This window comes from Pseudoalteromonas sp. S558, from assembly GCF_005886635.1.
Taxonomy (GTDB): Bacteria; Pseudomonadota; Gammaproteobacteria; order Enterobacterales; family Alteromonadaceae; genus Pseudoalteromonas; species Pseudoalteromonas aliena.
The window spans coordinates 1-14,166 of the sequence record NZ_PNDU01000346.1; the positions used below are offsets into that span (position 1 = coordinate 1).

The window sequence follows — 14,166 nt, forward strand, 5'->3', positions numbered from 1 at the left end:
GGGCAGCGCATGTTTGGCATTTATGCTGCGTTATCGCCTATTTATGTGGAATAACCACACTACATAGGCGCTGCCTTGCCTAAATACCAAACAGTCTGCTGCAAATTCAACCTCGAAAGATAAACAGGCCCTAGAGTCTTATTAATATCATCATAAAGCGATATTTAATAGATCCATTTGCAAAGTCTTGTCGTAAAAAAGCATATATAAAATAATCACAAAGCATCTATATGATCATTTTTTACGATGGTAACTGTCCTCTTTGCAGCACCGAAATGCAGCAGCTCAAGCAAGCCGACATCAAAAAACAAATTGTGCTTGAGGATCTTAATGCGGCTGATTTTTGCGAGCGTTACCCAGCTATAAATAAAGTAAAGGCGATGAGATTTTTGCACGCTCAAAAACAATCTGGTGAGATGATTTACGGACTTGATGTAACGTATCAAGCATGGAAGTTAGTGGGCAAACATCGCTGGCTGAAAGTCCTTCGCTTGCCAATAATTCGTTTTTTCGCTGACTGCGGATACCAGTTCTTTGCAAAGTATCGACACCCTATTAGTCGCTTTTTAATGCCTAAAACTCAATGCAGTAATGGCCAATGCGAAATAAAAGTAAAAGGTGATAAATGAAAACCATTATTTTATTCGGTGCCAGCAGCGCTATTGCAAAAGCCTACATTAAACATTTAGATGATTACACAGCGCAATTTAAAATAGTGTGTGTCAGCTCTGGTAATTTTGCAAGCAGCCTCAGTGCAAATATTGAACACTTTGCCACTGATTACAGCGCTGAAAGTTTGGCAAGCTTTACCCTGTTTTTAAAAGATGCTAACACTGATTTACACCAAGTTATTATGTTTAACGGTAAGCTTCATAATACTCAACACATGCCAGAAAAAAAACTAGAAGATTTAAATGCTGAATACTTTAATGAGCTTTTGAACGCAAACACCCTCACTCCACTTCTGTGCCTGCAAAGCGTGTTACCACTACTGACACATAAAACGCGATGCACTATTACCGCATTGAGCGCGCGAGTGGGCAGTATAAATGACAATAAACTCGGTGGTTGGTATACCTATCGCGCATCTAAAGCGGCACTCAATATGCTATTTAAAACAGCCGCTATAGAGCTTAGTCGTCGTGCTAAAAACACCAAATTAATTTTGTTTCACCCAGGGACTACCGACACTGAACTGTCTAAACCATTCCAAAAAAACGTACCTATCGGTAAGCTATTTACGCCTGCGTTTGTAGCTAAGCAACTTTTTGAACTCACTAATAATAACCCCGAATTGGAACTAAACGGCGAACCTGCTTATCTAGATTGGCAAGGCGCTACTATACCGTGGTAAGGATTTTTAATGCATTTTACTAAAGCGCAAATAGACGCACTTGAAAAACATACTCGCACTCATTTAATTAATTCGCTTTCGGGTTATAAAAGTGCAAATTTAATAGGCACACAAGACTTACAAGGCAATACCAATTTATCGATTGTAAGCTCTGTTATTCATTTAGGCGCGCACCCACCTCTGGTAGGGATGATAATGCGGCCACACAGTGTGCCTCGCCACACGTTTGAAAATATTTTACAAAGTGGTGTTTACACTATAAATCAAGTGAATAAATCAATATATAAACAAGCGCATCAAACATCAGCTCGCTACGATAAAGAAGAATCTGAGTTTGATGCAACAGGATTAACGCCCCAATATTTTGACGATTTCAAAGCCCCGTTTGTGCAAGAGAGTCGATTAAAATACGCTGTTAAATTTGTCGAAAACCAACATCTAGCAATCAATGGTACAGAACTAGTGATTGGTGAAATAATGGATGTTTACTTAGATAAAGCAGCACTGCAAAGCGATGGTTTTTTAGATTTACAAGCGATAGAAACGGTTGCAATAACTGGCCTTGACAGCTATCACACCAGCAATAAGTTAACGCGTTTACCTTACGCTAAAAAGTAATTTAGCAGGGGCAGTTTAATCACTCCCCCTGACACTTTTAAATGATAAAAGGTTTAGGCGCGTGGGTAAGTACTTCGTAGCCTGTCGGTGTTATTAAGATGTCATCTTCTAAACGTACACCACCAAAATCTGGTACATAAATACCTGGCTCTATAGTAATAACATTACCCGCTTGCAGCGCAAAATTGTTGTGCTCAGTAATAAAAGGCTGCTCATGTAAAAACAGGCCAACACCGTGTCCTAAACCTTTCCCCGAATACTCACCGTAGCCTGAGCCATCTAAAACCTGTTGCGATGCTTGTTGTAGTGTTTTACAACTTACATTAGGTGCTAATAAACCCATTGCCGCTATTTGTGCATCGCGTACCGCGTTGTAAATGAACGTTTGTTTTTCGCTTGCTTCGCCATAAATATAACTACGTGTCATATCTGAGCGGTAGCCATTTACAACGGCACCAAAATCTAACGTAATGAAGTCACCTACAGCTAACGGGCGTTCACTTGGCGTGCCATGCGGAAGCGACGTGCGTTCAGCAAACATCAAAATGGTGTCAAATGCCATGCCTTTCGAGCCAAGCTTTTGCATTCTAAATTCAAGCTCTAATGCTAAATCTCGCTCAGTTACCCCTTGAGTAAAATATGGGAGTGTTTGCGCAAGCGCTTCATCGCTCAGCGCTGCTGCAGCTTTTAATTGCCGTACCTCCCACTCATCTTTAATTAAACGTTGTTGCTCAATAAGTCCTTGAATAGGCAAGACTGACTGTACTTTTAACTCATCAGCTACTTGCTGCCACAACGCCACATTAATAAATGCAGCATCAAAGCCCAGCACTGCGTTTGCGGGTAAAAAACGGTTGATACAATGCCCAAGCGTTTCATTATCACGATCACGACTTATAACATCAAATCCTTGGCATTCATTGCTCGCCCGTTCAAAATAACGATAGTCAGTAATTAATACACAGCTGCTTTGGGTAATTAATGCATAGGCTGCGTTACCGCTAAAGCCACTAAGGTAGCGAATATTTTCATAACCCAGCACTAACATAGCGCTAAGTCCGTGTTTGTTTAAATTGGCTTTAAATGCCGTTTGACGTTGTAGATAATTTGGTTGCATGATTTCTCCTTTATTACGCCATAATAACAATGTTTAAAAATATAAATAAAAAATGCGATTAACGGTAATTAATAATGACTTTAGATAATTTAAGCAAAGCTAAAAGATCTGCGCTTACACGTTATTTAATCCATCTTTTTAATTTCATGATTGATAAAGCTAAATTAAACCCAATATCCTTTTTATACTCAGCTATAAGCAATCCTCAAAAGGATAAATATGAAAAACTTTAAAATTGATATCGTGTCAGACGTAATGTGCCCTTGGTGTGTTGTAGGTTATAAAAACCTAGAAACAGCACTTGAGCAACTCAAAGACGAAATGAGCGCAGATATTACGTGGCATCCTTTTGAACTAAATCCAGATATGCCAATTGAAGGTCAAGATTTAAACGAACATTTAATGCAAAAGTACAACCTAACTGAAGAGCAAGGCGACGAAAATCGTAAAAACATGTTTGAAGCAGGCCAACGTGCTGGGTTTACCTTTAACTTTGATGGCAAACGCATCATGATCAACAGCTTTGATTTGCATCGTTTATTAATGTGGGCACGTGAAGAAGGTAAGCAAACGCAGCTTAAACTTGCCTTTTTTGAAGCGCACTTCACTGATTTAAAATACTTAAATCAAGAAGAAGCATTGCTCGACGTTATTGAAAAAGTGGGTCTTGATAAAGAAACTGCGCGCGGTATTCTACACTCAGACAAATACGTACAAGACGTACGCCAAGAGCAAGACAACTTTAAACAAATGGGCATTACGTCAGTCCCTACATTTATCATAAACGATAAATATGCACTCACTGGCGGACAACCAAGCGACTCATTCATTCAAGCATTAAAACAAATTAGTGAAGAAGAAGCCAAGCAAGACGCTTAACGAGTAAAATTGTTGTTTAAAACTAAAAAAGGCTGCACATTGCAGCCTTTTCTATTGCGTATAGGCAAGCGAACAATAATCACCTTACTATAAACTTATTTGATATTTTATCGACAACATACAGCACTGAATGTGTGTGGTTATTCGAAACATCACAAGCGATTTATCTCTAGCACAGCCTCTAAAATTCTCGTAAATAAACTTCACCCATAAAAATTAGGATGGGTGTAAGCGTTATTCCGTTATTTTAAATATTGAAGACTCGATTTTAATTCAGTGGTATATTACATTCAATTAAAAACAAGGAAAAATCTATGTGTAGTAGCGCATTAGCTAACTTCTTTATTGATAAAGCTAAATCTGAAAAAGTCACTCTTACAAACTTAAAACTCCAAAAACTTATGTTTATTGGTTTTGGGTGGGTATATGCCTTAACAGAGAAAGATTTAACCGATGGAGAAGGGTTTCAAGCATGGCAGCACGGGCCAGTATTACCTTCTATTTATCACCAAATGAAACGGTTTGGGGATCAACCGATCTCTGATAATGCTGCGGATTATGATAGCGATGAAAATAAAGTTTACATGCCAGTTATCAAAAGCGGTGATACAAAAAATATTTTAAATAAAGTGTGGGATATTTATAAATCATTTTCAGCATGGTCATTACGAGATTTGACTCATGAATCAGATACTCCTTGGGATAAAGCTTACGATCATTCAAAGTCATTTAGTAACATCGACAATGAAGAGGTTAAAAAATATTATATTGCTTATATAAAGAATTTGTTAGGAAAGGAATAGCATGCCTTCAGATGATCTATTAAACAGCTTAAATAGTACCCCAATTGAGGATATTGCTCAAAGAGAGAATAAAAAAAACTCAGTTGACGACGCTCATGAAAAAGAAAAAGTAACGCAATCCGAAAACAGAACCAAAATAGGGATTTTTTTGGTGGATTGGGCCATTGCTTTAATAACTATTGTAACAGTGCTTATTGTTTTCATGACTGTATTCCATGTCTGGGAAATCATACAAACACCATCTAAGTTAGAGGAAACTCTTTTGTCGGTCTATAGCGAAATAAAAATATTTGTAGTTAAATATCAATCTGTAATTGCTGTAATTGCTACGTTAATGTTTGGGGATAAAATTAAAGGCTCCAAGAAAAAAAGCAACTAAAGAGCCTTTAGGTTAACTCGCTTTCATTTGTTTCTATTGAATTAAGATGATACCCATCCTAATTCTTAGTTCGTCAAAGTATAAAATTTAGAATGGGTGATGAAATTGACGCTCCCCAAGATGGAGTCAATGCGCCAAACTGCTTAAGTAAATTAAGTACGATAAAGTACTTTAATCACATGCCAACCAAATTTTGTTTTAACTAGGTGGGGCTCTAAAATTTCGCCTTTAAACGCAATTTTATCAAACTGTGGAACCATTTGGCCGCGTCCAAATTCGCCTAAGTCACCGCCTTTTTTACCCGAGGGGCATGACGAATACTTTTTAGCTAAGGTTTGAAACTTTGCACCTTTGCCCAACTGCTTAATAATATCTTCTGCAATCTCTTTGTGCTTAACCAAAATGTGAAGTGCGTGTGCTGTATTTGCCATGAAAAAAGCCTTTTATACCGTTAGCTAAAATTAAACGCGGCGATTTTAACACAACCCCATACACCTAGCATCTACTTATACCATAGCTATAGTTACCGAACGCCTTGCAAAGATTTATAGATTTTAACTAGAATCTTATATCAGATTAAAAATGCCATTTTTACTTTTTAATAAAATAAAAATGACATTTTAGCTAACCTAGACTTTTATGGCTTAAAAAAGCTTAATACGATCAAATTAAATAATCGTTTTACGTGACCTCAGGTGGTTAGCAGAGTCACGCGAATAACATTTTTTTACCTCTATAAGACCCTTATAACTACCAAGGAAGTAGTCTTTTGTCGGAATTGCACTGTCTTTAAAGCTAATAAATGCGCCTTCAGTCCCTTCAATTTGGGTCTCTCGACTTACCTCAATCCAATCCATTGCTCTATTAATGTAATTGTAGACTTTATTATTTTGACCTTGTTCTTTTAACTCAACAGACTCATTCCACCATGTTTGGTACTGAATAGTGTACTGCGATTTTGAATAAGGAAATGAAACGCGGGCGTTTGCTTCTTTTTCGCTTATTTCATTATAAAAAGGACCTGCAATTGCACCAAGTGTAACGTAGCTGAATAAACCTAAATCACTACTCTTAGCATTAATCAGATCTGACGTTAAACTTTGAATTAACTGCTCTTTTCCGTTTTTTGTTAAACCGCTACCTTTTACAACCTTAGAGGTTAATTTATGCGGTGCTGGTGCATCAAAATCAGGCGTAAATGGCGTGCCATCGGCATTAGCTAAACTACCTAAACGCTTTTGCTTTTTTAATACATCGAAAAGGGAGTTTCGTGACCAATTTCCCATTAATGCACTATTATAGTTCGCTTTAGTATCTGTGCCTTGATGTATTGGCGTACTATTTGGAAAGTACTTTGAGACAAATTGTTCTAACGCTTGCCAACTTCCCTGCCAATAGCCGTACATGGTACTTGGGTGGTACAAAAGCTTGTTTTGACTGTTAGCCGCAATAGCATTAATTTTTAAATTAGTGCCTACCAGCTTGTCGGTACTTGCATTATTTATAACGTCTTCCCATCGCGATAAAAGCTCAAGCGTAGACAAATCATCCTCATTAGTATTCCAGTTTATTACAAAGCGATGGATCTCGTCTGGGATCTCAAATGCTTTTACTTTAAAGTGGGTAACAATACCGTAGCTTAATGCCCCGCCACCACGTAGTGCCCATAGTAGTTTTTTATGGGATGGGTCGTTTGCATCAACAATATCGTCCTCAGCATTTACTTCGATAACTTCACCGTTGCCTAATACAACCGTAGCCCCCACTAGCGATTCACAACACATGCCTTTACTGCGAGTCCATGGCCCCCAGCCTCCGCCTTGAATGAAACCCGCCAAACCGACTGTTGCGCATGTACCATGCGGTATTGTCAATGGCGGGTTATTGTCAGCAAGCTTTGGTACCACCTGAAAAAAGCGATAACCGGAGCCTATATTTGCAATATAGTCACCGTTCACTTTCTTAACGTTAAACTCTTTTAATCGGCTCAAATCTAATAAAATCACATCGGTGCCCGTACACTCCCCTTCGTGATCGTGCCCACCAGAACGAACGCGGATCGGTAAGTTTAAGCTAATTGCTTGCTTGTAAGCCTGTGCTACATTTTCTGTTGATTCACACATTACGATAACTGCAGGATTGAATCGCAAACGAGTATTAAATATAAGGGTTTGCGCTTGATACCCTGTTAAACCTGGAGTTTCAGACACCGAGGATGATGCTTGAGTTAGCAGCTGATCATCCTTAAAACCCGAAGATTTAAGTGCTTGAACAAATTTAAGCGTATTGTTCCAATAGTTTAACATCAGGCTCTGTGCGCTTTTAAGTTGCTCGTGCGGCAGCTGCGAAACTTCATGAACTGTATTTGGGTTATTCATCGTATATTCCCTTTATTATCCTTGTGACATATACACTCGTCACGTTTTTGACCTGTTACTGATTCTGCAAGCGTTTGGATTGCTGGCGCTAAATCATCACGTGCAATATCAACTTTAATGAGGTAAGGCGTTGACGTATCTTCATATAAGATATTAAGTGCATTTTGCAGATCCGCCACCGAATTGACATTTAAATATTTAACACCGTAAGCTTGAGCTAATGCTTCGTAGTTCCAAGAAGGTAATTCATCAAAAGGAGCAAATTTCCCCTCAGGTGTAAATGCGCAAATATCTACAAATGATTGCTCAATGGCATACACCTCGTTACTCATTACAAATACAGCGGTATTACAGTGATTACGACTCAGTGTTGAGAGTGTCTGACACATCATCATAAAACCACCATCACCTGCAATAACTATACTGCGATTATCATTAGCAAGTGACACACCCAAAGAGCATCCGGTTTCATGGCCCAATGATCCCCACGCGGCATCACTAACAAATTGGCTTTTTTCTATGCCAATCAATCTTGCAGCCATATAAAGTGATGAACTTTCACCTAAAATAAGGTTGTAACCTTTTAAGCTACGAGATCCGTTTAACTCTTGTTGATAAAGAGTAAAGAAGCTTTCGTAGCTTATTTGACTGTGAAAATCAGCAAGCTCAGTGTTTAATGGTGTATTTAACTTAAAAGAGACTGAGTTCAAAGACGAAGTTGATCGCTCAAAATATGCCGTCAATTCGCTAATAAATACAGTTAAGCTGGTATGGATGAAGTGATCACTATTGCCAACAAGCGCACCATCCATATTAACTCTTATTAGATCAGAGCCTTGCTTAGTTAGCATAGTGAGGTAATCATCAGTAAAAATAGCGCCAAGCGCTAAAATTGCATCGCACTGCGACACATAATCGAACGTTGCAGGTAATGAGGCTTCACCTGCATAGGTGCCTACAAATAAATCGTGACCGACTCCACTTCGCTCGCTGATCACCGATTTAGCTAACGTGGTAGTGGTATACGCAATATTAAGCGAAGTTAAAAGCTTCTCTACTTTATCTTGTAAACCTAATCTCGCTATTTCTATGCCAAGCATGATTACTGGCTGTTGTGCAGTTTCTAGCTTTTGTATAGCCGCGTGAAGTAATGCATTTTGCATATTTAAATCAACGGACGTATCGGTAATAACAAGCGGGTACGCTGGAGTCGGGCATTCTGCTCCCCACACATTTTGCCAAGCTTCTAAGTAAATTGGCCTTTTTTCTTTTATTGCACACGCCAACGCTGCATCGATAATTTGAGGAGCCGTTTCAGGATCTGACAGTATTTCGCTTGCCACGGTAACACTTTCAAATATAGTTTGGTTTGATTTATAGTTACCCGTTGAATGATGAAATAATGCGCCGGTATCTGCGATAATTTTTCGATCATCAATTGATGGGCTGGCCGTTATCACCACCACAGGATTTCTTTCAACATAAGCCCCTGCAATTGCGTTTATAACACTTAATGTACCGACTCCATATTGTACAGACACTGCGCCAATCCCTTTGTAACGAGCATAACCTTCGGCCGCATAACCTGCACCTAACTCCGTTATGTCGCCAACCGCATCAATACCATCAAACTTATCAAGTGCGCTCATAAACTCCTGTACATAGTCACCCGGTACTTGGAATATTTTATCTAGGCCTTGCTCTTTTAAGCGCGTTAATAAATAGTCAGCAACTGTAAATTTATTGGTACTCATGGTTAATCCCTTCGTATGCAAATTTTGTTACTTCGTCTAGCGTTTTACTGCATGCATTAGGCTGTTTTTTTTCAATTTTATCGTTACAGGCTTTATTACAATCAACGGGTAAATAGTTATGTTGTTGCTTTAGCCAGCATGGTGTGGGTAAATCAAAAAATTCCTCGAGTGTTGATTCTGCGGTATTTAAAGCACCTTCAACCCAACCTTGCTCGTATGAGTACGCCTCACCAATAATATAAATCTTTTCTTTCTCAACAGGGTGGCGCATACGACACATAATTTCATCTAAACGGTAATTTGCTTTCCATTCATGCCATCCTCCGCCATATGGGGCGTCTCCCCAATCTTGGTAAATGGCAGAATACGGCATCGCCAATTCTTTTTGCTCATGAAGCGCTTCAATTTGTCTATGCGCGGCTTCCACCATACCTGTGGTTATTTGGCATTGGCTTTTAGGGACTATTTCTTGTGGGGTATAGCCTTCACATCCATAGCTGGGTGTATAACCAGAATATAACTCACCCGATTCTAAGCCTTTCCAATAGGGGATAGAGCCTATGTCATTATATGATGCCATCAATAACGAGTTTGTATTTGGTAAACCGCCTGCTTGGTCGCACTCTGTTCCCATATAATATGTTTGCCTAATTGGTAAGTCGGTCACTGAACGACCTGCAACTAGGCCTAAGCTTCGCCACCAAGGCTGCTCGTAAGCCATAAACATTTTTAGCGCTTTTTGTATAAGTACTGAAGGGATATTTTCTTTTAACCACGGATCAGCAAAAAACTCCGACTCGATAAGTTCTAATGAACGTCGTGGCATTGCCAAAATTAGTTGTTTCGCTTTTACAATTTCCTGCTCAGTGACGGTTACGTCATCAATTGTTTTGCCGTATTGATCTGTACACGTTGATTGAAATATTAATTCATATCGATAATCAGGATCATTCAGGTAGTTAATTTTTACTAGCCGTTTATTCATTTGTACTTTTTCGTCTTCGGCTAAACAACTTTTTAACGCTTTAAACTGCGCGCACAGCGTTAATGGCAGTGCCTGAAATCCATCTGTGAGAGTGAGAAACTCAGTGTCATCACTGTATTCTGTTGCTGGCAGCTGAGTAACCGCACTTGCATTAGCAACATTAGCATCGTACCCGCCCGCCTCTTTCATGAATAAATAGGCTTCGTTACTTAGTACTCGCTCAAGTAAATTCCAAAAACCATACTTCCAGATCTCTTTGCCAAATACTTTAACTTTCATTTGCTCGCACAAGCTCATGTCAGCAAAACCAGGACAAATTAAGTTCATCACCTTAACTTGTAAATCCTCGGGTCCATAGCCGCGTTCAGATGCGTTTAACTTATAAGGTATTTTGTCAGGGCACTGCGCAAAATCTCGGTAACGAAAATACTGACCGCGCAAATAAAAGAGATTATTTTCACTGCCCGCTTTTATATCTTTCACAGCGGGATCTTTTGAATCAGGGTACATGGGTAAGGAAGAACCCATTGGGAAGTTTTGCGTTTTCAGGTTCAAATCATTAACTAATGCATTAACCATAACGTGATCTGAAGGAATAAAGCGCATTCCCCCCAACTCGGCAACTACATTTGGTAATCCTGGTAACTTTTTACTATATAAACGCCCGCCTATGCGGTCACTGTATTCAAATAGCGCAATACGCTTTTCTTTGCCTTCATGCTGTTGTAGCCTCCACGCGCTGTAAACACCAGACACACCGCCACCAACAATTGCTATATCAAGTTCGTTTTTCATAGTCGTCTTTTCCTTAGCTAGATTAAGCTAAATTTACCCATAAAGACTACAAAGTTCTATTACGCTTTATTACACTCGATAGCAAATATCTGTCCAACCACATCTAGCAACGACGGTTCTTGTATTAGAAAATGAGATAAGCTGTGAAATAAACTAGACACTCGTTGATATTTATCTGACAAAAGTTAAGATAAATATCAACGTTATTCTATTCTTAGCGGCAGCGCCAATAACAACCAAGTTACAAATAATGCGCAGCGTCGCTTGGTGCGGGAATTCTACAATACTGATACTTTCCAAATAATGTATAACGATTCAAAGCGATTTTATCGTATAACCAATTATTAAACCTATTTGGTAAAACACTAAATATATTTGCGAGTTTGTACGGATAACCAAGCAGCTTAACCACTTCAAAAAAAGCATGACTTTGCGTATACGCTTTACCATTTTCAATAAACACCATTGAGGCGTATTCATTCGTCGAAAAACCAAAGTGCATTAACAACAACTCACCTTTAGGGGACTGCACGCTGCATAGTTTAAAAATAGTATTGGCATCGTTGTTAATAATAAAATTACACCACGCGCTGCAAAGCTTACATTGCGCATCAAATAATATAATTTTTTGATTTTGCATTAATATAGCTGCATCATCGCTCATAACACTTTCCATAAGTTAAGTACTAAATTACTGCTGCACCGGCTTTTTTTGTAGCTTGCGCTGCAAAGTGCGCCGATGCATATTAAGTTGCCGCGCGGTTACCGACACATTGCCATTATTACTGTGTAATACTTGCTGAATGTGCTCCCACTCTAAGCGCTCTGGCGACATAACAGCATCATCAATAGCGCTAGGCGCAGACGTGACAGGCTTTGTGTTAAGCGCTTTTAATAGGGTCGTCATATCAACTGGTTTAGTAAGGTAATCGTTAGCACCTAAACGCATTGCCTCTACTGCGGTCGCAATACTTGCAAACCCAGTGAGTAGAACAATATGAGCTTGGGCAAGCAAATTACGCAGCGGCTTTATGAGTGCAAGTCCGTTATCGTCGCCTAGTTTCATGTCTAATAAAACAAAGTCCGGTAACAATTTGCGTGCAGTGAGTAACGCATCACTTTGATTATGTGCCACTTCGCAAGTAAAGCCCTGCTTAGTTAAGCGCCTTGCTAGTGTGTTGGCTAAATTTATATCGTCTTCAACAATAAGTAACTTCATGAGGCTGTTTTCTCGGTGTTTACAATAGCAAGTTTTACTTTGGCGACAGCGCCGCCATCTGTATGATTAAACAAGGTAAGCGAGCCATTTAAACGCTCAAATGTTACATTTGATAAAAGCACAGCAAGCCCCATTCCCTGAACACTTGGCATAAGTTGCCCGCCCAGCTCTGCTAATTGTGGTGCAGAAAAACCACTGCCAAAATCACGAATTAACAAATAAACACATTTACTATGCAGGTTGTCTTGCTGCCAACTTAGCTCTAATTGAGTTTGACCTTGTTTTTGGTTTGCGAGGGTCGCATTTTGTAATAAATTTAAAATTGCAGGCAATAACATAACATCGCTCATTAGTGTTGCAGCGATAGGCGGTGTGATCCACTGAATGTGCTGATCAGGGTATTGCAGTAAAAGAGTATCCGTGATCTGTGTTTGCAGGTGCTTTACAGTTACGTGTTCTTGTGAATTTTTAAGCCGTAACTGCTCCGAAAGCTTCCTAAAATCATTAAGTTGGTTACTACACTGAATCAGCGGCGCTTGCATATGCTTAACAATAGGATTGTTTGGTTGTTGTTCTAGTAGCTCTTCAAACAATAACTGCAAGTTTGCGATGGGGGTCGCAAGTTGATGGGTTATTTGTGCAGCAGCTCCATCAAGGGTAACAAGCTGCTCATTACGTAATTGTTTTTCTCGCACGTTTGCAATAATTCGCTCTCGCTCTTTAAGTGCTCGGCTCATTGCGCCAATCACAAGTGCGATTACACTGGCACTTAAAACAAAATTGACCCACATACCAATAAAGTGCCCGCTCATATTCATTTGATGCATACTGTGATCGGGCATTTTTATCAATAAAAAGCTGTAAGCTGCAATCGCTAACACGGCGATATACGCCAATCCCTTTTCACGTAATGTAACAGCTGCAATCATTATGGGAAGCAACAACAACGAAACAAACGCATTGGTTGCACCGCCACTTAGCGAAAGCAAAACAGTTAAAAACAACACATCAGCAGTGAGCTGCATTAACATACCAAACGGTTTAGCTTGGCTTACATTACGATAAGCAAATAGGCTAATTAGCTGAAAAACAGCCTCTAACGCAATAACAGTGAGTAAAGGCAGTAACGCAATTTGGTGCTCAAGTAAAAAATAAACGCTTAACACTGCGATTAACTGCACAGCAATTGCGCCGCTTCGCAGCATTAATAGTCGACTAATAGAAGGGTCGGTTCGCATTAACAAAAGGTAATTGCCCAATCAAATGTTTAATAAGGTTATTTTAACGGTTATATGATTTTTAATCATCATCCATAGAAATTGTAAACGGCGCACAAGGGGTGCCTTGATGAAACACCATTTGCCATTGCTCACCTTGTTTACGCCAAAGCGACATACGCAATGAATAATTAAATTCACTGCGAGCAGTGCGCCTATAAGCGGCTTGGTAACTTAGCTGCGCAACATCATCGCTTAGCATTCGACCTTTAAAATGTTGATTGTAAAACTGTGGCACCACTTCGGTAGGTAAACGGGTAAGCACTTGGTATTTATTAAATGTAGTGCCGTTGGCAGCAATTTCGATAAATTCATCATCAAGTAAAGCATCTAGCGCACGCTCAGATTGGCGAATTTCTGGGTCGAGTAACTGGCGCTCAGCATCAATCAAATGGTTAAATAACGACACTTTTATTTTGTTACTCATATGCTTCCCTATAATTTATAAACTTACCTAGGCGTGTTGATCTTTGTGGATTGAAATTTGTTCAATCTAGGGACGATTTAATCGCGGCGCGAGGTTTGACATTTATACTGCGGTATCGCCTGTTTATGGGGAATAACCACACGACATAGGATCTGCCTTGCCTAAATACCAAACGTACTGC

Annotated in this window: 15 protein-coding genes; 6 read left to right on the top strand and 9 right to left on the bottom strand. The window is 39.4% G+C overall.

The annotated features are described in order from the left end of the window. The first annotated feature begins 230 nt into the window (after window positions 1-230). The 3 genes from CWB66_RS18860 to CWB66_RS18870 are packed head-to-tail and all read left to right on the top strand — an operon-like array spanning window position 231 to window position 1,972. A complete protein-coding gene (locus tag CWB66_RS18860; protein ID WP_138586567.1) occupies window positions 231-629 on the top strand; it encodes a thiol-disulfide oxidoreductase DCC family protein in 399 nt (132 codons plus the stop codon). After that, window positions 626-1,354 (top strand): SDR family oxidoreductase, encoded by a 729-nt coding sequence (locus CWB66_RS18865; RefSeq protein ID WP_138586568.1) that lies wholly within the window; start codon window positions 626-628, stop codon window positions 1,352-1,354. Before CWB66_RS18860 ends, CWB66_RS18865 begins: the two co-directional genes overlap by 4 nt. Window positions 1,355-1,363: 9 nt before the next feature. Then, entirely contained in the window at window positions 1,364-1,972 is a 609-nt protein-coding gene (locus CWB66_RS18870) for a flavin reductase family protein (protein WP_138586569.1), read from the top strand. Between the two features lie 37 nt (window positions 1,973-2,009). Here the strand turns inward: CWB66_RS18870 and CWB66_RS18875 are convergent, their stop codons facing one another. Beyond that, entirely contained in the window at window positions 2,010-3,089 is a 1,080-nt protein-coding gene (locus tag CWB66_RS18875; protein WP_138586570.1) for a M24 family metallopeptidase, read from the bottom strand. Between the two features lie 219 nt (window positions 3,090-3,308). Between CWB66_RS18875 and CWB66_RS18880 the strand changes: the two genes are divergently transcribed. The 3 genes from CWB66_RS18880 (at window position 3,309) to CWB66_RS18890 (ending at window position 5,150) form a co-directional block, all read left to right on the top strand. Further along, window positions 3,309-3,968, top strand: a complete 660-nt coding sequence (locus CWB66_RS18880) for a DsbA family oxidoreductase (RefSeq protein ID WP_077535094.1) — start codon at window positions 3,309-3,311, stop codon at window positions 3,966-3,968. Between the two features lie 314 nt (window positions 3,969-4,282). Continuing rightward, the gene (locus tag CWB66_RS18885) at window positions 4,283-4,771 is read left to right on the top strand and encodes a Panacea domain-containing protein (RefSeq protein ID WP_138586571.1); all 489 of its coding nucleotides are present in this window, start codon (window positions 4,283-4,285) and stop codon (window positions 4,769-4,771) included. A 1-nt stretch (window position 4,772) separates the two neighbouring features. Beyond that, a complete protein-coding gene (locus CWB66_RS18890; RefSeq protein ID WP_138586572.1) occupies window positions 4,773-5,150 on the top strand; it encodes a hypothetical protein in 378 nt (125 codons plus the stop codon). Between the two features lie 152 nt (window positions 5,151-5,302). Here the strand turns inward: CWB66_RS18890 and CWB66_RS18895 are convergent, their stop codons facing one another. From CWB66_RS18895 to CWB66_RS18930, 8 genes are all read right to left on the bottom strand, one after another. After that, the gene (locus CWB66_RS18895; RefSeq protein ID WP_077535091.1) at window positions 5,303-5,581 is read right to left on the bottom strand and encodes a peptidylprolyl isomerase; all 279 of its coding nucleotides are present in this window, start codon (window positions 5,579-5,581) and stop codon (window positions 5,303-5,305) included. Between the two features lie 237 nt (window positions 5,582-5,818). Beyond that, complete coding sequence (locus tag CWB66_RS18900; protein ID WP_138586573.1) at window positions 5,819-7,528, bottom strand: FAD-binding oxidoreductase; 1,710 nt, start codon at window positions 7,526-7,528, stop codon at window positions 5,819-5,821. Then, a complete protein-coding gene (locus CWB66_RS18905; protein WP_138586574.1) occupies window positions 7,525-9,282 on the bottom strand; it encodes an alpha-keto acid decarboxylase family protein in 1,758 nt (585 codons plus the stop codon). The genes CWB66_RS18900 and CWB66_RS18905 overlap by 4 nt, the downstream gene beginning before the upstream one ends. Then, entirely contained in the window at window positions 9,269-11,062 is a 1,794-nt protein-coding gene (locus CWB66_RS18910) for a flavin monoamine oxidase family protein (RefSeq protein WP_138586575.1), read from the bottom strand. Before CWB66_RS18910 ends, CWB66_RS18905 begins: the two co-directional genes overlap by 14 nt. 241 nt (window positions 11,063-11,303) lie before the next feature. After that, a complete protein-coding gene (locus CWB66_RS18915) occupies window positions 11,304-11,726 on the bottom strand; it encodes a thiol-disulfide oxidoreductase DCC family protein (RefSeq protein WP_138586576.1) in 423 nt (140 codons plus the stop codon). Window positions 11,727-11,753: 27 nt separating this feature from the next. After that, on the bottom strand, window positions 11,754-12,281 hold the full coding sequence (locus tag CWB66_RS18920; protein ID WP_138586577.1) for a response regulator transcription factor: 528 nt from the start codon (window positions 12,279-12,281) through the stop codon (window positions 11,754-11,756). Next, the gene (locus CWB66_RS18925; RefSeq protein WP_171037539.1) at window positions 12,278-13,519 is read right to left on the bottom strand and encodes an ATP-binding protein; all 1,242 of its coding nucleotides are present in this window, start codon (window positions 13,517-13,519) and stop codon (window positions 12,278-12,280) included. Before CWB66_RS18925 ends, CWB66_RS18920 begins: the two co-directional genes overlap by 4 nt. Window positions 13,520-13,580: 61 nt before the next feature. Further along, window positions 13,581-13,985: a nuclear transport factor 2 family protein gene (locus CWB66_RS18930; protein WP_138586579.1), complete on the bottom strand. Its 405-nt coding sequence runs from the start codon at window positions 13,983-13,985 to the stop codon at window positions 13,581-13,583. Window positions 13,986-14,166: the final 181 nt, after the last annotated feature.

Excerpts from the sequence above, each read along its gene's own strand:
- CWB66_RS18860 (WP_138586567.1), top strand. The coding sequence starts at position 231 with ATGATCATTTTTTACGATGGTAACTGTCCTCTTTGCAGCACCGAAATG.
- CWB66_RS18865 (WP_138586568.1), top strand. The coding sequence starts at position 626 with ATGAAAACCATTATTTTATTCGGTGCCAGCAGCGCTATTGCAAAAGCC.
- CWB66_RS18870 (WP_138586569.1), top strand. The coding sequence starts at position 1,364 with ATGCATTTTACTAAAGCGCAAATAGACGCACTTGAAAAACATACTCGC.
- CWB66_RS18875 (WP_138586570.1), bottom strand. The coding sequence starts at position 3,089 with ATGCAACCAAATTATCTACAACGTCAAACGGCATTTAAAGCCAATTTA.
- CWB66_RS18880 (WP_077535094.1), top strand. The coding sequence starts at position 3,309 with ATGAAAAACTTTAAAATTGATATCGTGTCAGACGTAATGTGCCCTTGG.
- CWB66_RS18885 (WP_138586571.1), top strand. The coding sequence starts at position 4,283 with ATGTGTAGTAGCGCATTAGCTAACTTCTTTATTGATAAAGCTAAATCT.
- CWB66_RS18890 (WP_138586572.1), top strand. The coding sequence starts at position 4,773 with ATGCCTTCAGATGATCTATTAAACAGCTTAAATAGTACCCCAATTGAG.
- CWB66_RS18895 (WP_077535091.1), bottom strand. The coding sequence starts at position 5,581 with ATGGCAAATACAGCACACGCACTTCACATTTTGGTTAAGCACAAAGAG.
- CWB66_RS18900 (WP_138586573.1), bottom strand. The coding sequence starts at position 7,528 with ATGAATAACCCAAATACAGTTCATGAAGTTTCGCAGCTGCCGCACGAG.
- CWB66_RS18905 (WP_138586574.1), bottom strand. The coding sequence starts at position 9,282 with ATGAGTACCAATAAATTTACAGTTGCTGACTATTTATTAACGCGCTTA.
- CWB66_RS18910 (WP_138586575.1), bottom strand. The coding sequence starts at position 11,062 with ATGAAAAACGAACTTGATATAGCAATTGTTGGTGGCGGTGTGTCTGGT.
- CWB66_RS18915 (WP_138586576.1), bottom strand. The coding sequence starts at position 11,726 with ATGAGCGATGATGCAGCTATATTAATGCAAAATCAAAAAATTATATTA.
- CWB66_RS18920 (WP_138586577.1), bottom strand. The coding sequence starts at position 12,281 with ATGAAGTTACTTATTGTTGAAGACGATATAAATTTAGCCAACACACTA.
- CWB66_RS18925 (WP_171037539.1), bottom strand. The coding sequence starts at position 13,519 with ATGCGAACCGACCCTTCTATTAGTCGACTATTAATGCTGCGAAGCGGC.
- CWB66_RS18930 (WP_138586579.1), bottom strand. The coding sequence starts at position 13,985 with ATGAGTAACAAAATAAAAGTGTCGTTATTTAACCATTTGATTGATGCT.